The 25,138-nt window shown below is 60.2% G+C and carries 23 protein-coding genes and 1 riboswitch; of the genes, 10 read left to right on the plus strand and 13 right to left on the minus strand.

The window, feature by feature from the left end; genetic code table 11:
* Nucleotides 1–47: 47 nt before the first annotated feature.
* The 5 genes from QD461_RS05270 to QD461_RS05290 form a co-directional block, all read right to left on the minus strand.
* Complete coding sequence (locus tag QD461_RS05270) at nt 48–776, minus strand: SIS domain-containing protein (protein WP_414086768.1); 729 nt, start codon at nt 774–776, stop codon at nt 48–50.
* 124 nt (nt 777–900) lie between these two features.
* Nucleotides 901–2,058 (minus strand): N-acetylglucosamine-6-phosphate deacetylase, encoded by a 1,158-nt coding sequence (nagA, locus tag QD461_RS05275; RefSeq protein WP_414086769.1) that lies wholly within the window; start codon nt 2,056–2,058, stop codon nt 901–903.
* Nucleotides 2,058–3,089, minus strand: a complete 1,032-nt coding sequence (locus tag QD461_RS05280; RefSeq protein WP_414086770.1) for an SIS domain-containing protein — start codon at nt 3,087–3,089, stop codon at nt 2,058–2,060. Before QD461_RS05280 ends, nagA begins: the two co-directional genes overlap by 1 nt.
* Nucleotides 3,086–3,859 (minus strand): GntR family transcriptional regulator, encoded by a 774-nt coding sequence (locus tag QD461_RS05285; RefSeq protein WP_414086771.1) that lies wholly within the window; start codon nt 3,857–3,859, stop codon nt 3,086–3,088. The genes QD461_RS05280 and QD461_RS05285 overlap by 4 nt, the downstream gene beginning before the upstream one ends.
* A 121-nt stretch (nt 3,860–3,980) precedes the next feature.
* Complete coding sequence (locus QD461_RS05290) at nt 3,981–5,006, minus strand: aldose epimerase family protein (RefSeq protein WP_414086772.1); 1,026 nt, start codon at nt 5,004–5,006, stop codon at nt 3,981–3,983.
* Nucleotides 5,007–5,391: 385 nt separating this feature from the next.
* Between QD461_RS05290 and QD461_RS05295 the strand changes: the two genes are divergently transcribed.
* Nucleotides 5,392–5,844: a GNAT family N-acetyltransferase gene (locus QD461_RS05295; RefSeq protein ID WP_414086773.1), complete on the plus strand. Its 453-nt coding sequence runs from the start codon at nt 5,392–5,394 to the stop codon at nt 5,842–5,844.
* Between the two features lie 105 nt (nt 5,845–5,949).
* On the opposite strand, the gene QD461_RS05300 is transcribed toward QD461_RS05295, so the two are convergent.
* Nucleotides 5,950–6,537, minus strand: coding sequence for a TetR/AcrR family transcriptional regulator (locus QD461_RS05300; protein ID WP_414086774.1), 588 nt, complete (start codon nt 6,535–6,537; stop codon nt 5,950–5,952).
* A gap of 140 nt (nt 6,538–6,677) precedes the next feature.
* Between QD461_RS05300 and QD461_RS05305 the strand changes: the two genes are divergently transcribed.
* The gene (locus tag QD461_RS05305; RefSeq protein WP_414086775.1) at nt 6,678–7,235 is read left to right on the plus strand and encodes a DUF308 domain-containing protein; all 558 of its coding nucleotides are present in this window, start codon (nt 6,678–6,680) and stop codon (nt 7,233–7,235) included.
* Nucleotides 7,236–7,479: 244 nt separating this feature from the next.
* Here QD461_RS05305 and QD461_RS05310 read toward each other — a convergent pair whose 3' ends face one another.
* From QD461_RS05310 to QD461_RS05325, 4 genes are all read right to left on the minus strand, one after another.
* Entirely contained in the window at nt 7,480–8,340 is an 861-nt protein-coding gene (locus QD461_RS05310) for a tetratricopeptide repeat protein (protein WP_414086776.1), read from the minus strand.
* Between the two features lie 131 nt (nt 8,341–8,471).
* The gene (locus QD461_RS05315) at nt 8,472–9,662 is read right to left on the minus strand and encodes a vWA domain-containing protein (protein ID WP_414086777.1); all 1,191 of its coding nucleotides are present in this window, start codon (nt 9,660–9,662) and stop codon (nt 8,472–8,474) included.
* 3 nt (nt 9,663–9,665) lie between these two features.
* Nucleotides 9,666–10,592 carry a homoserine O-acetyltransferase MetA gene (metA, locus tag QD461_RS05320; RefSeq protein WP_414086778.1) on the minus strand — a complete coding sequence of 309 codons (927 nt, stop codon included), beginning with the start codon at nt 10,590–10,592 and terminating at the stop codon, nt 9,666–9,668.
* Between the two features lie 45 nt (nt 10,593–10,637).
* Nucleotides 10,638–10,715: riboswitch (SAM riboswitch) on the minus strand.
* A 116-nt stretch (nt 10,716–10,831) separates the two neighbouring features.
* Nucleotides 10,832–11,674 (minus strand): AAA family ATPase, encoded by an 843-nt coding sequence (locus QD461_RS05325; RefSeq protein WP_414086779.1) that lies wholly within the window; start codon nt 11,672–11,674, stop codon nt 10,832–10,834.
* A gap of 165 nt (nt 11,675–11,839) precedes the next feature.
* On the opposite strand from QD461_RS05325, the gene QD461_RS05330 reads away from it, so the two are divergent.
* On the plus strand, nt 11,840–13,690 hold the full coding sequence (locus QD461_RS05330) for an ABC transporter ATP-binding protein/permease (RefSeq protein WP_414086780.1): 1,851 nt from the start codon (nt 11,840–11,842) through the stop codon (nt 13,688–13,690).
* Nucleotides 13,691–13,802: 112 nt separating this feature from the next.
* On the opposite strand, the gene efp is transcribed toward QD461_RS05330, so the two are convergent.
* The gene (gene efp / locus QD461_RS05335) at nt 13,803–14,372 is read right to left on the minus strand and encodes an elongation factor P (RefSeq protein ID WP_199088411.1); all 570 of its coding nucleotides are present in this window, start codon (nt 14,370–14,372) and stop codon (nt 13,803–13,805) included.
* Between the two features lie 151 nt (nt 14,373–14,523).
* On the opposite strand from efp, the gene epmA reads away from it, so the two are divergent.
* The 7 genes from epmA (at nt 14,524) to QD461_RS05370 (ending at nt 22,863) form a co-directional block, all read left to right on the plus strand.
* The gene (gene epmA / locus QD461_RS05340) at nt 14,524–15,588 is read left to right on the plus strand and encodes an EF-P lysine aminoacylase EpmA (protein ID WP_414086781.1); all 1,065 of its coding nucleotides are present in this window, start codon (nt 14,524–14,526) and stop codon (nt 15,586–15,588) included.
* The gene (locus tag QD461_RS05345) at nt 15,585–16,637 is read left to right on the plus strand and encodes a lysine-2,3-aminomutase-like protein (RefSeq protein ID WP_414086782.1); all 1,053 of its coding nucleotides are present in this window, start codon (nt 15,585–15,587) and stop codon (nt 16,635–16,637) included. The genes epmA and QD461_RS05345 overlap by 4 nt, the downstream gene beginning before the upstream one ends.
* Nucleotides 16,638–16,991: 354 nt before the next feature.
* Nucleotides 16,992–17,243, plus strand: a complete 252-nt coding sequence (locus QD461_RS05350) for an acyl carrier protein (RefSeq protein WP_112796009.1) — start codon at nt 16,992–16,994, stop codon at nt 17,241–17,243.
* Complete coding sequence (locus tag QD461_RS05355) at nt 17,243–18,436, plus strand: acyl-CoA dehydrogenase family protein (RefSeq protein ID WP_414087068.1); 1,194 nt, start codon at nt 17,243–17,245, stop codon at nt 18,434–18,436. The genes QD461_RS05350 and QD461_RS05355 overlap by 1 nt, the downstream gene beginning before the upstream one ends.
* Nucleotides 18,437–18,441: 5 nt before the next feature.
* Nucleotides 18,442–19,350, plus strand: a complete 909-nt coding sequence (locus QD461_RS05360) for an amino acid--[acyl-carrier-protein] ligase (protein ID WP_414086783.1) — start codon at nt 18,442–18,444, stop codon at nt 19,348–19,350.
* Nucleotides 19,351–19,358: 8 nt separating this feature from the next.
* On the plus strand, nt 19,359–20,318 hold the full coding sequence (locus QD461_RS05365) for a DUF1839 family protein (RefSeq protein ID WP_414086784.1): 960 nt from the start codon (nt 19,359–19,361) through the stop codon (nt 20,316–20,318).
* Between the two features lie 76 nt (nt 20,319–20,394).
* Nucleotides 20,395–22,863, plus strand: coding sequence for a glycoside hydrolase family 2 protein (locus QD461_RS05370; protein WP_414086785.1), 2,469 nt, complete (start codon nt 20,395–20,397; stop codon nt 22,861–22,863).
* A 74-nt stretch (nt 22,864–22,937) separates the two neighbouring features.
* On the opposite strand, the gene QD461_RS05375 is transcribed toward QD461_RS05370, so the two are convergent.
* Nucleotides 22,938–24,017 (minus strand): ABC transporter ATP-binding protein, encoded by a 1,080-nt coding sequence (locus QD461_RS05375; protein ID WP_414087069.1) that lies wholly within the window; start codon nt 24,015–24,017, stop codon nt 22,938–22,940.
* 44 nt (nt 24,018–24,061) lie between these two features.
* A complete protein-coding gene (locus QD461_RS05380) occupies nt 24,062–25,132 on the minus strand; it encodes a Gfo/Idh/MocA family protein (RefSeq protein ID WP_414086786.1) in 1,071 nt (356 codons plus the stop codon).
* Nucleotides 25,133–25,138: the final 6 nt, after the last annotated feature.

The raw sequence follows: 25,138 nt of genomic DNA on the forward strand, positions 1-25,138 counted from the left end.
ATATGGAAAGCCTGGCGGAGTACCCGCCGGGCTTTTCTATCCTTCGCTCAGAGGTGCGGATTGCGTGGCCGATATTTTTTTACCAGCTGCTGGTTGATCTCCTTGGCGCCGGGCATGTTGGCGCTGAGATAGACCGGCGGATTGCCATCCTTGCAGAGTTCGGCGGCAACGTCGGCGAAGATGGCGTTCAGCACTGTCGTGCCGACAGCCGTCGAAGCCGGTCCGACCTTCAGCTCGGTGCCCGGCAGGTCGACCATGGCGTCACCAGGCGGCAAGCCATTGTCCAGCACGATATCTGCGAGGTCGGCGAGCCTTCTGCGTCCATTGGCAATGGCAGCCGAATAGGCGAGCGATGTGATGGCGATGACGGTTGCGCCGATCTCGCGGCCGTAATCCGCAGCTTCGATCGGAGCGGCATTGACACCGGAATTGGAGGCGATGATCAACACGTCGCCCGGCTGCATGCCGTAGCGCTCAAGGACCGGGCGGATGAGGCCCTCGATGCGTTCGTAGACCGTGCTGATGACGGCGCCTTCATGCAGCATCGCGGATCCGATGAGCACGGGGATGGTGAAAGCCAAGCCGCCGGCACGATAATGCACCTCTTCCGCCAGCATATGCGAATGACCGGTGCCGAAGATGTAGACGCGGCGATCGCTGCGGGCTGCCGCGCAAATGGCTACGGAAGCCCTGGACATGGGCTCGGCAAGCGTTTCGCGCAGGGTTTCCAGCCGGCCGATGAGGGCGGAGAAATAGCTGTCCGTGACTGCGGTCATGCCGAGCCTCCATTTTTAGAGCATTTCCTGGGAGCGCGCACAGCGGTATTCGGTCAGGAATGCTTGAGAATGACAAAATGGGGCCTTTCCGCATTTCGAGGAATGGCGGAAAGGCCCCAATGTTTCAGGCCGAAGGCTGGCCGGCGATCCATGTTTCGGTGACTTCGATGCCGTCGTTGATGTGAACGAGGTCGGCGCGGGTTCCCGGTGTCAGGTGGCCCCGATCCGTAAGCCGCAGGAAGCGGGCGGGATAGGAGGTTGCCATGCGCAGCGCCTCCGCCAGCGGCAATTCAAGCACGTTCACGCCGTAGCGGATGGTCGAAGCCATATCGACGTCGGAGCCCGCGAGCGTACCATCGTCCAGCGTCAGCTTCGAGCAATAGCCGCCCTTGGTGCGGTAGACCGTGCGGCCGTTCAGCGTGAAGCTCGGGAGATCCGTGCCGACGAGCGACATGGCGTCGGTGRCGAAGAACAGACGACCTTCGCCACGCTTGGCGCGCAGGGCAACCCTGAGCGCAGTCGGCTCGACATGGTGGCCGTCGGCRATGATGCCGCACCAGGGAGCCGGGTGATCGATAGCGGCGCCGACAAGGCCGGGTGCGCGGTGGCCCATCTGGCTCATGGCGTTGAAAAGATGGGTGACGCCGCGCGCGCCTGCGTCGAAGCGCGCATCGGCGGCTTCTGCCGTGCAATCGCTGTGGCCGATGCTGACGATGACGCCGCCTTCGGCAAGCGCCTGTACCTGCCGCTCCGTTATCTGCTCGGCCGCGATAGTGACCAATAGGGTGCCGATAGCCTCACGGGCACGGATGAAGGTTCTGACGTCGCTGTCTTCGACCGGGCGCATCAGTTCCGCCAGGTGCGCGCCCTTGCGGGCGGGCGCCAGATGCGGGCCTTCCAGATGCAGGCCGGCGACGCCGCGATTGGCCTTTACTGCCTCGATTGCCGCCTCGATCGCCGCAGTGGTTGCCGCGGCGACATCGGTGATGAGGGTCGGTAGCAGCGAGGTCGTGCCATAGGGGCGATGCCCTTCGGCAATCAGATACATGGATTCGGGCGAAGGCTCGTCGTTGAGCATGCGGCCGCCGCCACCGTTCACCTGCGCGTCGATGAAGCCCGGCGACAGGACGCCGCCCTTCAAATGAGTGGTTTCGGCATTGCCGGGCACATCGTTGACGCCGGTGATGGCTTGAATGCGGCCGTTGCCAATCACGAGCGCGCTGTCTTCGTGAAAGCGGTCGCCATCGAAGATGCGCGCACCTGTAAAGACCTTGTAGTCCATCACATGGTCTCCGTTACCTTGAGGAGGTTAGCCGGCTTATCCGGGTCGAAACCCTTGCGGCGCGTTACCGCTTCGATCAGGCGATAGTAGCAGAGCAGCGATACCAACGGGTCGAGGAGGCCGTTGCCGGTGCTGGGCATATGCAGGTTGATGCCGGCAAGCGGAGCCGTCGAGAAGGAGACGGCGGTCGCGCCGAGCTTCTGCAGACGCTCCAGCGCTTGAGCGTTGTTGGCGAAGGCAGCATCGTCTGGTGAGAAGGCGACGATCGGGAAGCCCGGCTGCACGAGGCGCATCGGGCCGTGCATCAGTTCGGCCAGGGAGAAGGCTTCTGCATGCAGGCCGGCCGTTTCCTTGGCCTTCAGGGCCGCTTCGAGCGCGATGGCAAAAGCGGGGCCGCGACCGCCGGTATAGAGCGAGGAAGCGTTGAACAGGACATCCTCGGCGGCCTTGCCGTCGATGCCCGAGGTTGCTGCAAGCGCTTCCGGCAGGTTGGCAAGACCGGCGGATAGCGCCTTGTCCTGCGTGATCGCTGCGGTGACGCCGGCAAGAGCGGCAACGGAAGCGATGAAGGATTTCGTTGCAGCGACGCTCTGTTCCTTGCCGGCATTGAGGCCGAGCACGATGTCGGCTTCATGGGCGAGCGGGCTGTCGGTGACGTTGACGACGGCGATTGTGGTTGCGCCGCCCTTCTTCGCCGCAGCCTGCAGGGCAATGATGTCAGGGCTGCCGCCGGACTGCGATACGGTGAAGTGGATGCCGCCCTTCAGGTGGAGAGGCGCGTTGTAGACAGAGGCAATCGACGGGCCGACCGAAGCGACCGGGACACCGCAGGATATTTCGAACAGATATTTGAAGAAGGTTGCCGCGTGGTCGGAAGAGCCGCGTGCCGCCGTTGTTATCAGCGAGGGGCGGGCGGAGGAGAAGAGCTTTGCGATTTCCGCAAAGGCGGGCTTTTCCTTTTCAAGCAGCGTCGCGACCACGTCGGGCGACTGGCCGGCTTCCGTCAGCATAAGGGATTGGGTGTTGCTCATAGGTCATCTCCAATTCTTAATTCAGTAACAAAATCATAGGCATCGCCGCGGTAATGCGAGCGGGTATATTCAACGACGCGCTGGTCTGCGAGGCGGGAGACGCGCTCGATCAGAAGCGCAGGGGCTCCGGCCTTCACGGTCAGGATCGACGCGGAGGTGGGATCCAGGGTCACGGCGGTCAGCCTCTGCTGGGCGCGCACGGGCTTGAAGCCTCTCGCGGCCAGTGCATCGTAGAGCGACCCCTCGGACACGGCGTCTTCGCCCAGGAACTTGATCGGAACGACGGCGCGCTCGATGGCAAGCGGCTGACCGTCGGCGAGGCGCAGGCGGTCGAGCCGCAAAACGGGTTCATCAAGGCCGAGGCCGAGAAGGAAAGTTTCTTCGGGCGCTGGCGGGCTGATGGTGCGCTGGAGGATGCGGGCGGCCGGCTCGCGCCCACGAGAGCGCATATCGGCAGAGAAGGAGGAGAGTCGCCAGAGCGGCTGCTCGATGCGCTCTACATGCTGCGAGACGAAAGTGCCGCTGCCGTGGCGCGATTCAATCACGCCGGAGGCCAGAAGGTCGCGGTAGGCTGTGCGGACCGTGACCCGGCCGATCTGCAGGGCGCCGGCAAGATCGCGCTCGCCCGGCAGCGCCGTGCCCGATTTCAGCAGGCCTTCCTGGATGAGCCCCGTCAACGCCCGTGCCAACCGCTTATAGAGCGGCCCGCTCCCGGTGCCCTCGCCGAGACCGCGATTGTTCAATTCAGCGATCAAACTGGTTCTATCCATGGATATTATTTAGAACCTATTTAGAACCAATTTACAAGGTGAATCTGTTCGTAGGAAAAAAAGAATCGGCCGGGCGTTTGGAGCGCCCGGCCGATGATTGAGAGCGTTGGGCATACCCGGCTCAGTTCTTGGTGAAGATATAGTCCGTTTCCTGGCGCAATACCTCGCCCGGGCGGAGCACCGCATCGGGGAAGCCCTCATGATTGATGGCATCCGGCCAGACCTGGGTTTCCAGGCAGAAGCCCGCAAAGGGTCCGATCTTTTGGCCGTCGTGACCGGGAACCGGAACATTGAGCTTGAAGGCGGTGTAGAATTGAACGCCGGGCTCGGTCGTGCGCACTTCCAGCGACACGCCGGAATTGACGCTGCGGGCAAGCACGACGGAGCGTTTGGCCGTACGGACGCTGGAGAAGCAGAAATTGTGGTCGTAAAGCGCCTGTTCCGATCCTTCGAAGCGCTTCATCGGCGACATCTCGCGGAAATCGAACGCCGTGCCTTCGACCGAGCGGATTTCCCCCGTCGGTACTTGCCTGTCGTCGGTCGGGGTGTAGTGATCGGCGGCGATCATGATGTCGTGGCCAAGCGTGTCGTCGCGGCCGTCGAGGTTGAAATAGGCGTGCTGGCAGACATTGGCGAGCGTCGGCTGGTCGGTGGTGGATTCGTAGGTGACCGAAAGTTCGCCGTTGCCATGCACACGATAGGTCGCCTGGATCGTGCAGTTGCCCGGATAGCCGGCGCGGCCATCGGGATCGACGATTTTCAGGACGACGCGGTCGGTATCGTGCTCGACGATGGTCCAGTTGCGCTTGGCGATATTGTCCTTGCCGCCGTGCAGATGGGTGACGCCCTTCTCGTTGAGTTCAAGCTGATACTGCTTGCCATCAAGCGTGAAGCGGCCGGCACCGATGCGGTTGGCGCAGCGGCCGGGCGTGGCGCCGAAATAGGAAGAGTGGGCGGGATAATCGGGGAAATTGTCGAAGCCGAGCAACAGAGCAGGCTGGTGGCCCTCGAGCCGCAGGTCCTGGATGACGGCGCCCCACGAGATGACGTGCGCGGTCAAGCCGCCGCCGACGATCTTGACACGATAAACGGTTTCCCCATCGGCCGTCGTTCCAAAAACTTCCCGCTGCAAAGCATTTTCCGTCATATCAGCTCATCCATGGCTATCGAAAAGGCAAGGCCAGACCCTACCCCATTCGCGTCGTTCCGCAACCGATTCGATTGCGAAAGTTAGGGGCGGACGATGAGGGATCAAGCCTCGTTCGGATTTCTTCATCGCCTGGGAAGACCAGCCTGCGCCGCAAATGTGCAGGGCGTACGACAGCCGGCCAGGAGGAGATGATAAACCGCAGGCGCCGGTGGTGACGCAATGGCGCGCAACTGATATTGAAACATTCAGGTGCTTGCCTTGGGCAGCGCACCCAACGGCAGGAGATTTATGCGCAGAGACTTTAGCTGAACCGCGCCAGGCGGTGTTCGTAGCGTCCCGGTCGGACGCTGTCTTTGTTTGTATTTTTTCTGCAGGTCATATCATGAAAAGCCCGGATATATCGATCCGTACCTATGAAGAGGCGACGGACCTCCAAGCATTATCGACCATCTGGTTTGAAGCATCCCTTCACGCCCACGCCTTCATCGGCAGAGAGCGCCTGCTTGAGCAGCGCATTCTGATCGAAACACAATACCTCCCAAGTGCCGAGACCTGGGTCGCCTGCCATCAGGGAAAGCCGGCCGGCTTCATCAGCCTGCTCGGCACCTTCATCGGTGGCCTGTTCGTCGCACCGGAATATCAGGGACATGGCATCGGCAGGCTCTTGGTCGCCCATGCTCTGAAGCTGAAAGGCGAGCTGCGGCTGGAAGTCTATACCGAGAACGCGCAGGCATTCTCCTTCTACAAGAGCCTTGGGTTCGAGGAATTGTCGAGACGAGCCGAAGACGACGAGGGTCTGCCGTTCGAGAATGCAGATATGCTGCTGAAGGGCTGAAAGCAGGAGAGGCGGCGTTAGGGGCCGCCCTCTCCTGCATTTGCCTTCGGTTGTTGGAGTGTGCGGCAGATGCATCTGTTGTTGGGCCTTTCGGCTGGCCGCTCGCTAGCTATGCGAAGTCAGCAGCCTGGCAATCTGAGGCGAGACGATCGCGGCGAACAGTTCGGGATCGCCGAGAGCCCTCGCAGAGAGCATCGCTCCATGGACGGATGCCATCAGTATTTGGGACTCTTCTTCCGGCTGTTTAGTCAAGCGGAACAGGTTTGCCCTTGTTCCAGCTTCCAGCACCGAGGTGAGCCATTGCGCAAGGCTATTGAAATGCGCGCGGACACGGGATGCGACCTCCGCCGGCAGCATTTGCATTTCGCAGGCAAGCATCGCGCAGACGCAGAAGGGCAGCGAGGCATCTCGAATGCATGTCTGCCAGAAATTCATATAGGACTGCAGTTGTTCGGGAGGGCTTGAGAACTGCTCGCAAAGAGAATTCAGACCGGCTTCCGCCTGCTGCCGGTAGCGATCCACCAGCACCGAAACGAGCTCGGCTTTCGTCGGAAAATGGTGGTGGATGCTGGCCTTTCTGATGCCGATCGTAGCCGAAATATCAGCATAGCTGAACCCGTTATAGCCACCCGCGACGATGAGGGATTGTGCGGTGTCGAGAATTTTTTCGGACGTGGAAGCCATTGATTTCATATTGCTGCCTACCTTCTGGTAGGTTGTTTGTCAAGGTTTCAGGGCGTTTCCGACTCTTCACAAAGAGGTGTTTGAGCGGCAGATTGACTTATGATTTTTGCCTTCCTACTAGTAGGTAGATCTTAATCTGGAGCCAATCGATGTCAAATAACGCCTTGAGCCAATCCAACTGGCTGCGAACCTATTATTTCGTCCGTGCACTCTTCTCCATCACCTGGATTGCCGCTGCCATTCTCTTCCGCGGGCAACTAGGTGCAACCGCATTCTTGCTCGTGATCTACCCGGCGTGGGATGCTCTCGCCAATCTGGTTGACGCCCGGGCAAACGGTGGTCTGAAAGCCAATTCGTCCCAAGCATTGAATGTCATCGTCAGCACGATCACCACGCTTGCCGTGATCGTTGCGGTCAGCAACAGCACCTATGCCGTTCTGGCGGTGTTCGGTATTTGGGCGATCTTTTCGGGGCTGCTGCAGCTCTACACCGGGGTAAGGCGCTGGCGTCACTACGGGGCACAATGGGTGATGATCCTGAGTGGTGCCCAATCGGCCCTTGCCGGTGGCTTCATGATCAGCCGATCGCTCGGCACGGCGGCGCCGACGATTTTGGACATCACTCCCTATGTGGGGTTCGGTGCATTCTACTTCCTGCTTTCGGCAATCTGGCTCTTTGTTGCAGCCTATCGCAGGGCAGGCGCATAGACTTTCTCGGATGCGGTGGCAGGGCTGAAGTCGCTGAGCGATAAGAATGCTCAGCGCGACAATTCCTTCGTCGCCTTTTCCGGCCCGCCGAGCGTCAGCGGATACATGCGCTCGCTCATCAGGCAGCCGATGATGAATATTGCGTAGCCCAGCTATTTTCCAGCAACGCGTCAAAGCTGATACATCGGCAGAAATGCTGCGAGGTAGGATGACTTACCTTACCTGGAGGCGCAATGTCGCCCGGCTACTGAAGCTTGCGCAGTGCGGCTTCCGCATCTCTTTTGGTAGCCGGAGCGATGAACTGATCTGGAAAGGCCAGGGCGGCGTTATAGTCCGCTATTGCTTTCTCCTGATTACCAATTTTGGCAAAAGCATCACCGCGAGCGATCAGACATTCAGCACAGATTGGCCGAGTGGAGAGGGCAAGATCATATTGAGCAAATGCTGAATCGATCATGTTTTTCTTCAAGTATGCGTTGGCTATTCCAATCATTGCATAAGCATTCTTAGGTTGAAGTGTAAGGCAATCCTGATAATCCTGAATCGCGCGATCCGGTTCTCCCCTGGTCAACAAGAGGTCGGCCCGGACACGAAGGGTAACTGGCTTTGCAAATTCGTCTTCCATAGCTCTGTCAAAATCCGCAAACGCTTCCTTGTCTTTGTTCAAGGCAGCGTAGGCCATTCCTCGGCTGACAAAATCGGTGCTGAGCTTTGGATTTAGATCCAAAGCTCTTGTGTAGTCCTGGATCGCCAGCTCATATTTCTTCATGGAAAAATATGCGCCAGCTCTGTTTTGATAGTATGTCGGGAGCATGACCCCCGTGGGTTGGGAAAGCTCTATCGCGCTGGTGTAATCGGTCACAGCCTTGTCGTATTGCATTGTAAAGCCGTATGCTTCGGCCCGATTGGCGAAGGCGTCAGGCGACTTTTGCTCAGCGAGCTCAGTCGTGCACAGCGCAATAGCCTGTTCACCTCTTGCTGAAAAACACGTTGCTTCTGGCACCGTTTTCATTGGGGTGAGGCTGGAAGAAAATGATACATCGGCCCAAGCAGATAGCGCCAACATGAGGGTTGTCGCTGCGATGAGGCTGTTGTTGACTTGCATTTTGCTTGTGCGCCTTTTGTCAAACCTTCAGTTCAGGAAGACGTGGCAAATCATCTTGATGGCACACGGTCAAGTTGGACGGTTTGCGCGCGCGCGACTTTCCGGATTCATGCTATACGAATATATCGCGTTCAACGTGACAATTCCTTCGTCGCCTTCTCCAGCCCGCCGAGTGTCAGCGGATACATGCGGTCGCTCATCAGGCGGCGGATGATGGAGATCGAGGTCGTGTAGCCCCAGTGGTTTTCCGGCGCGGGATTGAGCCAGATGCATTTACGGAAATGGCCGGTTACCCGGCCAAGCCAGGCTTCGCCTGCTTCCTTGTTCCAATGCTCCACCGAGCCGCCGGGATGGTTGATTTCATAGGGGCTCATGGAGGCGTCGCCGACGAAGACGACCCGGTAGTCGGAGCCGAAGGTGCGGATGAGATCGGTTGTCGCCGTGATGTCGATGCGGCGGCGATTGTCTTTCCATACGCCTTCATAAAGGCAGTTGTGGAAGTAGAAATATTCCATGTGACGAAACTCTGATCGCGCGGCGGAAAACAGCTCCTCGACCACGCGGATATGATCGTCCATCGAGCCGCCGACGTCGAAGAACATCAATAGCTTCACGGCGTTGCGCCGTTCCGGCCGCGTCTGGACGTCTAAATATCCATGCTCGGCGGTGGAGCGGATGGTGCCGGAAAGATCGAGTTCTTCGGCGGCGCCCTCGCGCACCCAGCGGCGCAGGCGTTTCAGCGCCACCTTGATGTTGCGCGTGCCAAGCTCGACGCCGTCGTCGAGATTCTTGAAGTCGCGGCGATCCCACACCTTGACCGCGCGGCGATGGCGCGAGGTTTCCTGGCCGATGCGCACGCCTTCCGGATTGTAGCCATAGGCGCCGAAGGGCGAGGTACCGGCCGTGCCGATCCATTTCGAGCCGCCCTGGTGCCGGCCCTTCTGCTCGGCCAGCCGCTCGCGCAGCGTCTCCATGAGTTTCTCGAAGCCGCCAAGGGCCTCGATCTCTCGTCTTTCCTCTTCGGTCAGATGCCGTTCGGCGAGCTTGCGCAGCCATTCTTCGGGAATGGCTGTTGCTTCGACCGCTTCCCCCTCGGCACTGCCGCTGATCGCTTCCACGCCGCGGAAATAATCGGCGAAGACTTGGTCGAAGCGGTCGATGAAGCGCTCGTCCTTGATGAGCGTCGTGCGCGCCAGATAGTAGAAGGCCTCGACGTCATAGTCGGCAATTCCCTCTTCCATTCCCTCAAGCAGCGACAGGAATTCCCGGAGCGTCACCGGAACCTTCGCTTCCTTCAGCTTCAGGAAGAAGGGAATGAACAAGCCTCAAGTCCTTTCCTGGCCGATCTCCTCCACATCGTAAGGCGTGGTCTGGTAGATCTCGTTGATCCAGTTGCCGAAGAACAGATGCGCATGGCTGCGCCATCGGTTCTGCGGCGGGATTTCCGGGTCGTTATGGGGGAAGTAGTTGTGCGGCATCTTGATCGGCACGCCCGCATTCACATCCCGGAAATATTCGTCCGCCAGCGAGGTGGAATCATACTCCACGTGATTGAGCATGTAGAGCCGGTTGCAGGCCTGTTCGTGCACAAGGCAGACGCCCATCTCGCTCGATTCCATCAGAATCTGCAGGCTCGGAACCTTCTCGATGTCCTCTCGGCGTACTTCCGTCCAGCGTGAGACGGGAATGGCGAAATCGTCGGAGAAGCCATTGAGGTAGACGGAGGAGGGCGCGAGATTCTGGTGGCGATAAACGCCGAAAGCCTTTTCCTTCAAGGTATGCTTCGGCACGCCATGGAAATGATAGGCGGCGGCCATGGCGCCCCAACAGACATTCATCGTCGAATGGACGTTGGTCGCCGTCCAGTCGAAGATCTGCTTCATCTCGTCCCAGTAGGTAACCTCTTCATATTCGAGCAGCTCGATCGGCGCGCCTGTGATGATGAAGCCGTCGAACTTGCGGTGCTTCACCTCTTCCCAGGTCTGGTAGAAGGATAGCAGATGCTCTTCGGAGGTGTTCTTGGCCTTATGGGCGCCGATGCGCACCAGCGAGAACTCGACCTGCAGTGGCGATGCGCCGACCAGGCGCGCCATCTGGACCTCGGTCTTGATCTTGTTCGGCATGAGGTTGAGAAGCCCGATCTGAAGGGGGCGGATGTCCTGACGGAACGCCACCGTTTCGGTCATTACCCGCACGCCCTCGCTCTGGAGGGTTTCGAATGCGGGTAGCGTATCGGGGATCTTGATGGGCATTGTTTCACTCGCCAAATACAAAAAAACCGGCCGCGATGAATCGCTACCGGTCCGCACGCGGCCCTTTAGCGACTTATTTAACGTGGCTGCAAGCCGGCCGGCCAAATCACCACAGAGTGAAATCCATAAACCTGCTGGTGCGGCGGGTCAATGGCCAAGCTTTGCGGGGGGGGGGGCGGCCGTGCCCTGATGTCGGTTGCCACTTACGGATGTTCAAGATGTTCTCCGCGAGAGCCGTTCTATTTCCCCTGCCCGCGCGCCATGAAAGCCAGCCGTTCGAAGAGATGCACGTCCTGCTCATTCTTCAGCAGCGCGCCATGCAGCTTCGGCAGCGCACTCTTCGCATCGGCGCGCAGCGTGGCTGGGTCGACATCATCGGCGACGAGCAGGCGGATCCAATCGAGCGCTTCGGAGGTGGACGGCTTCTTCTTCAAGCCTGCCACATCGCGGATTTCGAAGAATTGCGTCAGCGCCGCATGCACCAGCGCCTGCTTGATGCCGGGGTAATGCACCTCGACGATGCGGGTCAGCGTCTCCATGTCGGGGAAACGGATATAGTGGAAGAAGCAGCGGCGCAGGAAGGCGTCCGGCAGTTCTTTCTCGTTGTTCGACGTAATGATGACGATCGGGCGGACGGCGGCACGGACGGTTTCGCCGGTCTCGTAGACATGGAATTCCATGCGGTCGAGTTCCTGCAGCAGGTCGTTGGGAAACTCGATATCGGCCTTGTCGATCTCGTCGATCAGAAGCACGCATTTTTGAGACGAGGTGAAGGCCTGCCAGAGCTTGCCCCGGCGAATATAGTTGCGGACATCGTGAACGCGCTCATCCCCGAGCTGGCTGTCGCGCAGGCGCGAAACGGCATCGTATTCGTAAAGGCCCTGCTGTGCCTTGGTGGTCGATTTGACGTTCCACTCGATGAGGTCGAGGCCGAGCGCTGCGGCGACCTGCCGTGCCAGTTCCGTCTTGCCCGTGCCGGGCTCACCCTTTACGAGAAGTGGACGCTCCAGTCTGATGGCGGCGTTGACAGCGACCATCAGGTCCTTATCTGCGATATAGTCGGCAGTTCCTTGAAATTGCATCGGAAGGCTTTCTCAATCTTTCGAGGGCAAGCTAATTGCTGACCTAATTCGGTTCAAGACGCGAAACCGTGTATATAGGAACGTGATCGCACCGATCTGTTGCAAGGATGGACATGAGGGCGGGTCATGATTAACTGACGGGAAGTGCGTCGCAGGGAAGTGCTGATGGCAGTTGAAGCGCAAGCCAAGCCGAATATCCAGGGGAACGAGCAGGTCGGATACGATTTCAGCCTCTTCTTTCGGCTGAAAATGATGTTCTCGGCCTTCTGGAATTCGCCGGTTCGCATCAAGATCATTTCGCTGACCGCGGCGCTGCTGGTGATCATCCTGCTCACCGCTTACGTTCAGGTGCTGCTGAACAGCTGGAATGCTCCGTTTTACGATTCGCTCGCCCGGCGCGACATCTCCGCCTTCTTCCACCAGCTCGGCGTTTTCGGCATTATCGCCGGCTCGCTTCTGGTTCTCAATGTCATCCAGGCGTGGTTGAACCAGATGACGGCGCTTTACATGCGCGAGGGGTTGGCGAGAGATCTGGTGAACCAGTGGTTGCAGGCCAAGCGGGCGCTGCGCCTCGCGTCCTCCGGGCTGATCGGCGTTAACCCCGACCAGCGCCTGCATGAGGATGCCCGCAACCTCGCCGAAAGCACGACCGGACTTGCCATCGGTCTCGTGCAGGCAACGATCCTGCTCCTGAGCTTCATTGGCGTGCTGTGGGAACTGTCGAGCGGCATGGTCTTCCACTTCAGGGGGGCGAACTTCTCCATCCCGGGCTACATGGTCTGGGCGGCAATCCTTTATGCCGGCTCGGCCTCCTTCCTCAGCCAGTTTGTCGGTCGTCGTCTGGTGCGACTGAATGCCGATCGCTATTCGAAGGAAGCCGAACTGCGTTTCGCGCTCATGCATGCCAATGAGCATATGCCGGCGATCACCATTGCCGGCGGTGAAGAGAACGAGCGTAAGCGGATCAATCTCGATATTTCCGCCGTGCTTGGTGTTATCCGTCAGCTCGCTATCGCCAATACCAACCTCACCTGGGTTTCCGCCGGTTACGGCTGGCTGGTGCTGATTATCCCGATCCTGGTGGCAGCACCCGCCTATTTCTCCGGCGGGCTTACTTTCGGCCAGCTCATGGTGGCGGTCGGCGCCTTCAATCAGGTCAATTCGGCGCTGCGCTGGTATGTCGCCAATTTCGGCCCGATCGCGGAATGGCGCGCGACGCTGATGCGCGTCACCGATTTCCGTCAGGCGCTGACCGAGATGGACGACAAGCCGCCGATGCCGCACACCCTCACCTTCGACAAGGCGGCCCCTGGTATGATGGTCTGGACGGATCTCGAGGTGTCGACGAAGACCAATGACGAGGCCACGGAAAACGGCTTCCGGATCGCCGAGGGCACGGTCACGATCAATTCCGGCGAGCACATCATGATCAACGGCGATCATGGTGTGAACAGGCGATTGCTGTTCGAGGTATTGGCGCATCAATGGTATAGCGGCGCCGGAACGGTCAGCCTGCCGCCGATGGACGATATGCTGTTCGTGCCGCACACACCCTATGTGCCGACCGGTACGCTCAGGGAGGCCATTTGCTTCCCGGACGACAGGGACGCCTATGACGATGCCGCCGTCGATGCCATCATGGACAAGGTGGGCCTTGGCCGCCTGAAAAGTCGCCTCGACACCCAGGCCCGCTGGGATCGATTGCTCGATACCGAAGAGCAGAAAGCCGTTGGCTTTGCGCATCTGCTGCTGGCGAAGCCGAAGTGGATCATCCTCGACGATGCCTTTGAAGGACTGGAGGCTGAAGTTCAGGCGAAGGCTTGCGCCATGCTGGCGGAACTCACCGATGTGACCATGATCTATATCGGCCGCTCCGATGCCTATATGCAGGCGATGTCGCCGCGTGTTCTACATATGCAAGCTTTGGCATCGCATGAACGCAGCACCGAAACAGATGTGCCTTCCGAGCCCGCCAAAGTCGAAGAAAAGAGCGGAAAAAAAGCCAGCACGCGATAGCGTGATCTTGCCTGCTGGCGCGGCCACTGCGATGGGATCTCAATCCAGCCAAAACGCAAAACGCCCCGTCGCGAGGACGGGGCGTTTTTCATGCAAGCTATGAGCTTGAGGCTCAGTCCTTGGCGCGCTCGACGTAGGAATTGTCTTCCGTGGCGATGACGACGCGGGTGCCGGCGTTGATGTGCGGCGGCACCAGAGTGCGGATGCCGTTCGACAGCATGGCAGGCTTGTAGGACGAGGATGCCGTCTGGCCCTTGACGACCGGCTCGGTCTCGGTGATCTCGAGCGTGACGTGGCGCGGCAATTCGAGTGCCAGCGGAATGCCTTCGTGGATCGACAGGATGCAGGTCATGCCTTCCTGGAGATAGGCTTTCTGGTCGCCCATGGTGTCGACATCGACGACGACCTGGTCGTAGGTGGCCGGGTTCATGAAGTGGAAGCCTTCGCCGTCTTCATAGAGATACTGGAAGTTCACGTCTTCGACGAAGGCGCGCTCGACCTGCTCGGTGGTGCGCCAGCGCTCGGAAACCTTCACGCCGTCGACGATGCGGCGCATGTCGACCTGGGTGACCGGGGTGCCCTTGCCCGGATGAAAGTTCTGAGCGGTGAGAACGACGTAGAGCTTGCCGTCGACGTCGAGAACGTTGCCCTTGCGGACCGAAGAGGCGATGACCTTGACCATAAGACTTCCTTGTAACGCTGCGCTTTGCGTCGTAGAGGGACTGTCTAAATGCTCTCCGAGACGCAGCAATTGTTTGCTTGGGGGCGCAACTACCCTAAATCAATGGAAATTGCCACCCCCAACGCGGCTTGCGCCCCGAAGAAAGCTAGGAATGAAGCCAACGACGAGCAAAGCGTCCCCCTGGTGGACCCGCAATGTCCATGCGGACCGGCGGCCATTCTTGATCGGCCGCAATGCGATCCAGGCCGCGATGCGCATGTTCTTTGCACGCAACGATTTCATCGAGGTCGATACGGCGACGCTGCAGGTGTCGCCGGGCAACGAGGCGCATCTCCACGCTTTCGAGACCGAGGCGTTGACGACCGATGGCCGGGCGTTGCCTCTCTATCTCCACACGTCACCGGAATTTGCCTGCAAGAAGTTGCTTGCGGCCGGTGAGGAGCGCATCGCCTGCTTTGCCCATGTCTATCGCAACCGTGAGCGCGGCCCCTTGCACCATCCGGAGTTCACCATGCTGGAATGGTATCGGGCAGGCGAGAGCTATGAGGCCCTGATGGCCGACTGCTCGGTGCTTTTGGCGCTGGCAGCCGAGACTGTTGGCGCAAAGAAGCTGACCTATCGTGGCGCTGAGACCGATCCGTTCCTGCAGCCCGAGCGCATCAGCGTCGCAGCCGCTTTCGAGCGCTATGCCGGCATCGACCTCTTTGCGTCCATCGGCCTCGACGGTTCGACGGATCGCGAGCAGCTGGCGGCGGATATGCGCAAGGCCGGTATCCGCGTTGCCGACGACGACCTCTGGCAGGATCTCTTCAGTCGGGTGCTGGTCGAGAAGATCGAGCCCAATCTCGGTTTCGGCCGCGCCACGATCCTCGACGAATATCCTGTCTCCGAGGCAGCACTTGCCCGGCCGTCGGCACGGGATCATCGCGTTGCCGAGCGTTTCGAGCTTTACGCCTGCGGCGTCGAGCTTGCCAATGCCTTTGGCGAGCTCACCAATGCCGCCGAGCAGCGCCGCCGGTTCGAGATCGAAATGGTCGAAAAGCAGCGCGTCTACGGCGAGACCTATCCACTGGACGAGGAGTTTCTGGAGGCGCTTGCCGTTATGCCCGAAGCTAGCGGCATCGCGCTCGGTTTCGACCGGCTCGTGATGCTGGCAACCGGCGCCTCGCGCATCGAGCAGGTGCTGTGGGCCCCCGTTACGGAGTATGACGCATGAACGTGATGCGTCCGGTCAGGAGCATTGGCGAGCTTGAGCGCGCCGGATTGGTCGATGCCGATCAGGCGATCGCGCTTGAAGCTGTGGCGGAGCGCTATGCCGTGGCTTTGACGCCATCGGTTATGCGCTTGATCGATCCGGCCGATGCCACCGACCCCATCGCCCGGCAGTTCGTTCCCGATGCGGCGGAATTAGTCGTCACGCCAGAAGAGCGCGCCGATCCGATCGGCGATCATGCGCACAGCCCGGTCGAGGGCATCGTGCATCGCTATCCCGACCGCGTTCTGCTGAAGGCCGTGCATGTCTGCCCGGTCTATTGCCGCTTCTGCTTCCGCCGCGAAATGGTCGGGCCGCAAGGCCTGGGCACGCTGGATGGCGATGCGCTCGACGGCGCCTTTGCCTATATCCGCGACCATAAAGAAATTTGGGAAGTCATTCTGACCGGCGGCGATCCGTTGATTCTCTCTCCGCGTCGGCTGGAAGAGATCCTCAGGCAGCTTGCCGATATCGATCATGTGAAGATCGTCCGCTTCCACACGCGCGTTCCCGTTGTTGACCCAGCCAAGATCGATGGCGCCTTGATCTCGGCGCTGAAGGAGAGCGGGAAGACCATTTATGTGGCCCTGCATGCCAATCATCCGCGCGAATTGACGGACGAGGCACGAGCTGCCTGCGCTCGATTGGTGGATGCAGGGATCGTGCTCGTCAGCCAATCGGTTCTCCTCAAGGGCGTCAACGACGATCCGGACGTGCTGGCCGCATTGATGAAGGCCTTCGTCGAAACGCGGGTGAAGCCCTATTATCTGCATCACCCCGATCTCGCCCCCGGCACCAGCCACTTCCGTTTGACGATCGCGGAGGGGCAGGCGATCGTGGAGGCACTGCGTGGCCGGATTTCCGGCCTTTGCCAGCCGACCTACATCCTCGATATTCCGGGCGGCTACGGCAAGGCGGATATCGGCGGGAGCTCGGTTCGCGCAGTTGGCGAAGGCTGTTACTCTGTTTCCGATTATCGCGGCGGCGAGCATGTCTATCCGCCCGAAGGCTAGAGCCTGCTCTTCCATTCCGTAATTTACTGACGCTATGATTGTTATGAGATTTCCCAAATAAAACGAGACGGCGAGTTGGGGCGTTAACCTTCTTGCATGCGCCGTCTTTCCGTAAAATCGCCAGCACATAATATTGAGTTTATTGAATATGTGTGTGTGGACGGCGGTTTGCTTGGTTTATGTTTAGTAAATTTTTATCAAACAAATGATGAATATAGAATTATTCTACAAAGTATAAGTCGGCTGTATTTACCACGTCGATTAGCGGAATGTTCTGTTTTGCCTGTTACTTCTTGGCGATAATAAGACTGCGTAACCACGGTTATGCTTGCAATTGCCAGAAGGGACTAGACTATGAATAAGACGATTCGCGATTTGCTGGCCAAGTTCGGTGCGCTTCCCGTCGCTGTCGATCAGATCGAAGACGATGCTGATCTCTATGCAACGGGGCTATCCTCATTCGCCTCCGTTCAGCTGATGCTCGGCATCGAGGAGGCCTTCGACATCGAGTTTCCGGACAATCTGCTGAACCGCAAGTCCTTTGCCAGCATCGCCGCGATCGAAAGAACCGTCGGCATGATCCTGGACGGCAGAAAGGTCGCGTGATGACTGCGGCGGTCGCTCGAATTGAGGTTGGGACGGGCGAGGGAGCGGCAGTACGTGCCGCCCGCGTCGCGGCGATTGCCAGCCAACACGCCGATGCCGTCGATGCAGAGGGCCGGTTCCCACGCGAAGCTGTCGACGCCATGCGCGCCGAGAAGCTGCTTTCCATCCAGATCCCCGCTGCATTTGGCGGCGAGGGTGCCTCGATCACGGAGATTGCCGAACTTTGCTCGATCCTCGGCCAGGCCTGCGCCGCCAGCGCCATGGTCTTTGCCATGCATCACATCAAGCTTTCGAGCCTGGTCGAGCATGGTGCCGAAAGCGAATGGCACCGCGACTTCATGCGCCGTATCGCAAGCGAGCAGCTGCTTTTGGCCTCGGCAACGACCGAGGGCGGGATCGGCGGCAATCTGCGCAACAGCATCTGCGCGATCAAGGTCGAGGGCGAAACCTGCTATCTCGAAAAGGATGCGACCGTCATCTCCTATGGCGCCCATGCCGACGCCATCCTGATCACTTCGCGTAGCCACGCCGAGGCGGCCTCTTCCGACCAGGTGCTGACCTGCTTCCTTAGGGATCAATACGATATCAAGCGCACGGTCGAGTGGAACACGCTCGGCATGCGCGGCACCTGCTCCGACGGCTTCCTCTTCAAGGGCGAGGCTCCGGCCAGGCAGATCCTGCCGAAGCCGTTTGCCGAGATCGCCGCGCAATCGATGCTGGCAAGCTCGCATCTTCTCTGGAGCGGCGTGTGGTACGGCATTGCCGCCGACGCGGTTTCCCGCGCGCAGGCCTTCGTGCGTGCCGCCGCCCGCAAGTCTCCTGGTGCACCGCCGCCCGGCGCGCTGCGTCTCGCCGAAGCCTCCAGCATGCTGCAGATGGTGAAGTCCAATGTGGTTGCCGGGCTGAAGGCCTATGAAGAGGCGAAGCTTGATGCCGATCGTCTGTCGTCGATGGCCTTTGCCGTGGCGATGAACAACGTCAAGATCGCGTCGTCGGAGATGATCCTGCCGATCATCAACCATGCGATGTTGATCTGCGGCATCATGGGCTACAAGAACGCTACGCCCTACAGCCTCGGCCGCCATCTGCGCGACGCGCATTCGGCGCAATTGATGATCTCGAACGACCGCATTCTCGGCAATACGTCGACCATGCTGCTCGTCCACAAACAAGATACCAGCCTGTTGGGGTAATCGTCATGGATATGCAATCCTCGTTTCTCGACCGTCTTTTCGATTCCGGTTTGCTGATCGACACCGGCGTTGACGGTCTCTATGGCCGCAGCGGCCAATTCGAAGACGTCATTGCCGCCTTCGAGCGTCTGATCGACACGTTCGGCGGTGCCGATGGCGCCGAAGCCATCCGCTTTCCGCCCGGCATGAATCGCGCTTTCTTCGAAACCAGCGGCTACATGAAGAGCTTCCCGCAGCTTGCCGGCACGGTGCACAGCTTCTGCGGCAACGAGCTCGACCATATGAGCCTCTTGAAGTGCATGGAAGTCGGCAACGACTGGACGAAAGACCAGCAGGCGACTGATATCGTGCTGACACCGGCTGCCTGCTATCCGCTTTATCCGACGGTTGCCAAGCGCGGCGCCATTTCGGAAAACGGCGCCCTCTACGACCTGCAGTCGTATTGTTTCCGCCACGAGCCCTCCAAGGATCCGGCCCGTCAGCAGCTGTTCCGCATGCGCGAATATGTCTGCATGGGCAGCGAGAAGCATGTAACTGATTTCCGTCAGAGCTGGATGGATCGCGGTGTCGAGATGATGAAGGCCGTTGGCCTCGACGTGACCATCGATGTCGCCAACGACCCGTTCTTCGGCCGCGCCGGCAAGATGCTTGCCAACAACCAGCGCGACCAGAATCTGAAGTTCGAGCTGCTGATCCCGATCACCTCCGTCGCCAAGCCGACCGCCTGCATGAGCTTCAATTACCATCAGGATGCCTTCGGCACGAAGTGGGGCCTGAACTTTGCCGATGGCAGCGTTGCGCACACGGCCTGCGTCGGCTTCGGCTTGGAGCGCATCGCGCTGGCGCTGTTCCACACCCACGGTCTCGACGTCAAGGAATGGCCCGAGAGCGTACGCAAGACGCTGTGGGGCTGATCGCTTCCATGGCTTCCGTGTTTCAGGGACTGGATCCCGCCGCCTACAAGCCACATGCGCTGCACGACAGCGAGCGCATGTGGCCCGAGACAAATTGCTACGTCGATCTCTGGATCGAAGTGCTTTCGAGCCTGAAGCTGCCGCCGGAAGCCATGCTCGGCTTCACGGTGGGCCAAGATTTCGAGGGCGACCAGTTCACCTTCTTCAAGGTGCCGCTCGAGGATCTGGAAGCGCTCTATGGCGTGCGCTGTACCGAACTTGCGATCTACGACAAGGTTCAGAACCATGTCGCCGAGCAGATCGGCCGCGGCCGGCTCTGTCTGGTGGAGATGGATTCCTTCTTCATGCCGGATACTCAAGGGATCGGCTATCGCCGCGAACACGGCAAGACGACGGTGGCGATCAACCGGCTCGACATGGAGGGCCGCACGCTCGATTACTTCCACAATGGCGGGTTCTTCCAGCTATCGGGTGAGGATTTCGACGGGCTGTTCCAGCTGCATTTGACGGATGAGGACCTGCCCTTCCTGCCTTATACGGAATTTGCGAAATTCCCGGAGAAGGCACCGGCCGAAGCCGCGATCCGTGAGACTGCGCGGCAGCTTCTGTCATTCCATTTCCGTCGTCGCCCCGGCGCCAATCCGATCCGTGCCTTTGCGTCGGTTTTCCCCACGCAGGTGGAAGCGATCGCTGAACGGCCTTTCGGCTTCTTCCATAAATACGCTTTTAACACGCTGCGTCAGCTCGGCGCCAATTTCGAGCTTGCCGGCAGTCATTTCGACTGGCTCTCGGCCGATCTGTCCGAAGCAGCGGCTGAGGCGCGGAAAATCTCCGAGACGGCGAAGTCTGTGCAGTTCCAGCTGGCCCGCGCCGTCACGCGCAAGAAATTCGAGCCGCTGCGCACGGCCCTTGATCCGGCCGCAGATGCGTGGGATGCCATGATGGGCGAGCTTGAACGGAAGCTTTGATCGGCTTCCATTCGATCATCATAAGGCTGGGTTATTTCTGAACATATTGGGGCGGGGGAAATCCCCCGAAAATGTCATGGGCGGGCGCTTGGCGGATCTCGGCGGCGGAATGCGGCTGAGCGAAGGATGCAATCTGGTGTTGACGGATGCAGGCACCTGCATCTTGCCGTCAGATGTGCCGCTGACCTCAGGCTTCATTCCGGCGCCCGTGCCGGGCACGGTGGCGGAGGCACTGGAAAAGGCCGGGCGTTTCGACCGGACGAAGCCTCAACCTCTTAACGACCGCGATGCCTGGTACATATGCCGTCTGGTGGATGCTGAGGCCGGTGAGGCGGTCTTGAGGCTCGAAGGGCTGGCGACGCTTTGCGAAGTCTTCCTTAACGGCCAAAAAATCCTCGTTTCCGAAAGCATGTTCGAAGCCCATGACGTCGACGTCACGTTGCTTGGCGGCGACGAACTGGCGCTTTGCTTCCGTGCGCTGGAGCCGAGGTTGTCCGAGCCAGGGCCTCGCGCCCGCTGGCGGCCGCAGATGATCACGCCGCAAGGCTTGCGGACGGTGCGCACGACGCTGCTCGGCCATATGCCCGGCTGGTGCCCGGAGATTCAGGCGGTCGGTCCCTGGCGGCCGATTTCGCTGCTGCGGCCGAGTGCGCCCGTCATCCGCGATCTCTCGCTGCGGCCGGACCTGTTCGAAAATGGCGAGGGCAGGCTCTATGCTTCGCTTTTGATCGAGGGCGATGTCGAAGAGCTGGTGCTGAAGTGCGGAGAGGCCGAGCAGGCTTTTGAGAAAGACGGGGCTAGCCACTATACCGCAATCCTGAAAATTCCCGGCGTGATGCCCTGGTGGCCGCATACGCATGGCGTGCCGCAGCTTCATGATGTTGCTCTCGTCGTCGATGGTGTCGAGCACGCGCTTGGGCAGACCGGCTTTCGCCGGCTGTCGGTCGATCGCGGCGCCGACGGACAGGATTTCGCGCTGATCCTCAATGGCGAGCGGATTTTCTGCCGGGGTGCGGTGTGGACCACAGCGGATATCGCACGGCTGCCCGGTGGCCGCGACGATTACCAGAGCTGGCTGCGGCTGGCGGCTGAGGCCGGCATGAACATGATCCGCATCGGCGGCACCATGGCTTACGAGACGCCGGAATTCTTCCGCCTTTGTGACGAGCTCGGCCTGCTGGTTTGGCAGGATTTCATGTTCGCCAATTTCGACTATCCGAAGAACGACAAGGCTTTCAACGCCCATGTCGAATCGGAGGTTTCGCAGCTTCTGAGCCGCACACGCCTCTCGCCATCTCTGGCAGTCCTTTGCGGCGGCAGCGAGATCCACCAGCAGGCCGCCATGATGGGGCTGCCGGAACAGTTCTGGAAGAGCCCGATCGTCGAAGAGATCATCCCGCCGCTGGCGCAATCGCTCCGGCCGGATGTGCCCTATGTCTTCAATTCGCCCTCCGGTGGGCCGATGCCGTTTTCGCCAAACGCCGGTGTGACGCATTACTACGGCGTTGGCGCCTATATGCGGCCGCTCGCCGATGCGCGCCGTGCCGATGTCCGCTTTGCCGCCGAAAGCTTGGCTTTTGCGCATGTGCCGCAAGCCCGCACGCTTGGACAGCATCTGCCGGTTCCCGCAGTCCATAGCCCGCTATGGAAAGAGCGCGTGCCGCGCGATCGCGGCGCGTCCTGGGATTTCGAGGATGTGCGCGATCACTATTTTCAGGAGCTTTACGGCTTCGAGCCCAACCGCCTGCGACGGGAAGATCCCGATCTCTATCTCAATCTTTCCCGCGCCGTGACCGGCGAGGTGTCTGAAGAGACCTATGCCGAATGGCGTCGTCATGGTTCCGGTTGCAATGGCGCGCTCGTCTGGACGCTGCAAGACCTGCTTCCCGGCGCCGGCTGGGGTGTAATCGACTCGACCGGCGAGCCGAAGCCGGTCTGGTATGGGCTGCGCCGCGCCTTCCGGCCGGTGCAGGTGCTGCTGATGGATGAGGGCACCAATGGCCTCGACGTGCATGTCATCAATGAGAGCGATGCGGCGCTCGACCTGACCGTCGAGGTCTCCTGCCTGCGCGATGGCCGTCAGGTCGTCGTTGGTGGCGGTCGCGATCTGGTGCTCGAAGCCCGCAGCAAGCAAAAGATTGCATGCACTGATCTTTTCGGCGCCTTCTTCGATACGACCTATGCCTTCCGTTTCGGACCGCCGTCGCATGATGTCACGGTCGCGCGGCTGACGGTGCAGGCAACGGGCGCTGTGATCGCTCAGGCCTTTTACTTCCCGCTGGGGCGGAGCAAGGCGCTCCACGATGCCGAGATTGCGGCATCGGCGGCGCAAGAGGGCGAGGATTGGTTCCTTGATGTGAGCACCGACCGTTTTGCGCAATCGGTACAGATCGATCTGGAAGCCTATCGGGCGGAGGATGACTGGTTTCATCTTGCGCCCGGCAGCAGACGGCTTCGCCTGTATCGGCGGAAAGGCGTTCCGGCCGATGTCATTCCATCCGGCCAGATTCGTTCGATCGGCAGCCGGCGGATCGTCGAGGTCTAGCCAAGGCACGGCAAATGCGGAGACTTATCTCGCCCGCCAGGGGCGAGATGGCCCCCACCTGCTTCAACATGCTCCTACAAAGTTACCCCATCCGGGCCAAACAGATGGCAGCGCTCGGGATCGATGTGGATGCTGACGGTTTCGCCGGCGCGGATGCTTTGCTGATCTTCCAGCGCGACCGTCAGGGCCTGGCCGCCATGCAGCGTGACATAGAGGATCGTCTGGCCGCCCAGATGCTCGACGAGATCGACACGGGCATTGCCGAGCCCTACGCCACGGTCACCGACATTCAGATGCTCCGGGCGGGCGCCGAGGGTGACGGGTTGTCCGGGCTGCAGGCCGCCCAGCCGCCGCGGCAGGCGCACTGTCTGCCCGGCGAGGTCGATGACGGCGGAGCCGTCGTCGGAGGCGACGATCTTCGCGTCGAGGAAATTCATCTTCGGCGAGCCGATGAAGCCGGCAACGAACTTGTTCTTCGGCCTGTTGTAAAGGTCGAGAGGAGCGCCGACCTGCTCGATCTTGCCGCCATTCAGCACGACGATCTTGTCGGCCATGGTCATGGCCTCGGTCTGGTCGTGGGTGACGTAGATCATGGTGTTGCCGAGCCGCTGGTGCAGGCGGGCGATCTCGACGCGCATCTGCACGCGCAGTTCGGCATCGAGGTTCGAGAGCGGCTCGTCGAAGAGGAAGATGTTGGGCTCGCGGACGATGGCGCGGCCAATGGCGACGCGCTGACGCTGGCCGCCCGAAAGCTGCTTCGGCTTGCGCTGCAGCAGCTGCTTGATCTGCAGGATTTCGGCTGCCTTTTCGACGCGGGGCTGAATGTCCTGCTTTTTCATACCAGCTGTTTCGAGGCCGAAGGCGAGGTTCTTGTAGACGGTCATATGCGGGTAGAGCGCATAGGACTGGAAGACCATGGCGATGCCGCGCTTGGAGGCAGGGACATCGTTCATGCGGCTGCCGTCGAGGTAAAGCCCGCCGCCGGAAATCGGCTCGAGACCTGCGATCATGCGCAGCAGCGTGGACTTGCCGCAGCCGGAGGGACCGACGAAGACGGTGAATTCCCCCGGCTCGATTTCCAGGTCGATCCCGTGAACCACCTGGAGCTCGCCATAGCGCTTGATAACCTTCTGCAGCGATACGCTTGTCGCCATGGGCGCTTCCTCCTTGTTGGTTCTGGTGGTTCGCGGGGCAACGTTCATGACGGCCTCCAGCTCTTGTATTTCTTGGCTTCCGGCCCGACGGGGAAGCGGACTTCGGTGCGTGTTTCCGACGATTCGTAGAAGGCTGTGACCAGCTCCAGCGCCTGGCGGGCATCGACTGTGGTCACCGGCAGCGGTCCGCCCGATACCAGCGCTTCATGGAACAGCCTCATCTGCGTGTTGAAACGGTTCGGGATCGGCGACCAGTCGGCGAGCAGCGCGTCGATCTTTGCGCCGATCTCATCATTGGCCGGAACGATCTTCCAGGGATCCTGGCCGGGGCTGTAGGGCTCGTGGTTGCTCTCGATCAGGACGTTTTCGAAGGCGAGTCGCAGGCGGCTGATCTGCTCCTGCGAGCCGAGCGTCGCGCTGATGGTGGCGAGCGCGCCGTTTTCCATCAGCAGACTGGCGCTGGCGCAATCCTCGACTTCGATATCGTTGACGCGGGTTGCGACGCGGCCGAAGAGGCCTGCGATCGGCCCCATCAGATAGGTGAGCATGTCGTGCAGATGGATGGAGTGGGTCATCAGCACGCCGCCGAGCTCGGTGTCCCACTTGCCGCGCCAGGGCACGGCGTAATAGTCGGCGCCGCGCACCCAATGCGTTTCCGACGTGGCGACATAAGGCTTGCCGGCGATGCCTGAAGCGATGATGCGCTTGGCTTTCTGGATGCCGTCGCCGTAGCGATACTGGAAGATCGGCATCAGCCGGCCCTTGGCCGTCTTTTCGGCGGCGATGACGGCATCGACATCCGCGAGCGATCCCACGAGCGGCTTTTCGCAGACGACATGCTTGCCGGCTGATAGTGCCTGCATGATCAACTGAAAATGCGAGCCGGGCGGCGTGCAGATATCGATGATGTCGATATCAGGCATGTTGAGCACTTCGGAGAAATCCTTGACGCGCTTCTCGATGCCGAATTCGTCGCCGACGGCGTTCAGGCGTTCCTCGTTGAGATCGCAGAGAACGGCAACTTCGTAGCGATCGGCATGCGGCAGATAGCCTTCGGTAATGTGGGAACGGCCGATGCCGAGGCCGATGATCGCGACTTTCTTGATGTCGGACATGACGCA

Origin of the sequence: Rhizobium sp. BR 314 (genome assembly GCF_047445805.1) — a bacterium.
Classification (GTDB): Bacteria; Pseudomonadota; Alphaproteobacteria; order Rhizobiales; family Rhizobiaceae; genus Rhizobium; species Rhizobium lusitanum_B.

What these genes read in the sequence shown, in the direction of transcription:
- QD461_RS05270 (WP_414086768.1), bottom strand. Translation starts at nt 776, where the DNA reads ATGACCGCAGTCACGGACAGCTATTTCTCCGCCCTCATCGGCCGGCTG.
- QD461_RS05280 (WP_414086770.1), bottom strand. Translation starts at nt 3,089, where the DNA reads ATGAGCAACACCCAATCCCTTATGCTGACGGAAGCCGGCCAGTCGCCC.
- QD461_RS05285 (WP_414086771.1), bottom strand. Translation starts at nt 3,859, where the DNA reads ATGGATAGAACCAGTTTGATCGCTGAATTGAACAATCGCGGTCTCGGC.
- QD461_RS05290 (WP_414086772.1), bottom strand. Translation starts at nt 5,006, where the DNA reads ATGACGGAAAATGCTTTGCAGCGGGAAGTTTTTGGAACGACGGCCGAT.
- QD461_RS05295 (WP_414086773.1), top strand. Translation starts at nt 5,392, where the DNA reads ATGAAAAGCCCGGATATATCGATCCGTACCTATGAAGAGGCGACGGAC.
- QD461_RS05300 (WP_414086774.1), bottom strand. Translation starts at nt 6,537, where the DNA reads ATGAAATCAATGGCTTCCACGTCCGAAAAAATTCTCGACACCGCACAA.
- QD461_RS05305 (WP_414086775.1), top strand. Translation starts at nt 6,678, where the DNA reads ATGTCAAATAACGCCTTGAGCCAATCCAACTGGCTGCGAACCTATTAT.
- QD461_RS05310 (WP_414086776.1), bottom strand. Translation starts at nt 8,340, where the DNA reads ATGCAAGTCAACAACAGCCTCATCGCAGCGACAACCCTCATGTTGGCG.
- metA (WP_414086778.1), bottom strand. Translation starts at nt 10,592, where the DNA reads ATGCCCATCAAGATCCCCGATACGCTACCCGCATTCGAAACCCTCCAG.
- QD461_RS05325 (WP_414086779.1), bottom strand. Translation starts at nt 11,674, where the DNA reads ATGCAATTTCAAGGAACTGCCGACTATATCGCAGATAAGGACCTGATG.
- QD461_RS05330 (WP_414086780.1), top strand. Translation starts at nt 11,840, where the DNA reads ATGGCAGTTGAAGCGCAAGCCAAGCCGAATATCCAGGGGAACGAGCAG.
- efp (WP_199088411.1), bottom strand. Translation starts at nt 14,372, where the DNA reads ATGGTCAAGGTCATCGCCTCTTCGGTCCGCAAGGGCAACGTTCTCGAC.
- epmA (WP_414086781.1), top strand. Translation starts at nt 14,524, where the DNA reads ATGAAGCCAACGACGAGCAAAGCGTCCCCCTGGTGGACCCGCAATGTC.
- QD461_RS05345 (WP_414086782.1), top strand. Translation starts at nt 15,585, where the DNA reads ATGAACGTGATGCGTCCGGTCAGGAGCATTGGCGAGCTTGAGCGCGCC.
- QD461_RS05350 (WP_112796009.1), top strand. Translation starts at nt 16,992, where the DNA reads ATGAATAAGACGATTCGCGATTTGCTGGCCAAGTTCGGTGCGCTTCCC.
- QD461_RS05355 (WP_414087068.1), top strand. Translation starts at nt 17,243, where the DNA reads ATGACTGCGGCGGTCGCTCGAATTGAGGTTGGGACGGGCGAGGGAGCG.
- QD461_RS05360 (WP_414086783.1), top strand. Translation starts at nt 18,442, where the DNA reads ATGGATATGCAATCCTCGTTTCTCGACCGTCTTTTCGATTCCGGTTTG.
- QD461_RS05365 (WP_414086784.1), top strand. Translation starts at nt 19,359, where the DNA reads ATGGCTTCCGTGTTTCAGGGACTGGATCCCGCCGCCTACAAGCCACAT.
- QD461_RS05370 (WP_414086785.1), top strand. Translation starts at nt 20,395, where the DNA reads ATGGGCGGGCGCTTGGCGGATCTCGGCGGCGGAATGCGGCTGAGCGAA.
- QD461_RS05375 (WP_414087069.1), bottom strand. Translation starts at nt 24,017, where the DNA reads ATGGCGACAAGCGTATCGCTGCAGAAGGTTATCAAGCGCTATGGCGAG.
- QD461_RS05380 (WP_414086786.1), bottom strand. Translation starts at nt 25,132, where the DNA reads ATGTCCGACATCAAGAAAGTCGCGATCATCGGCCTCGGCATCGGCCGT.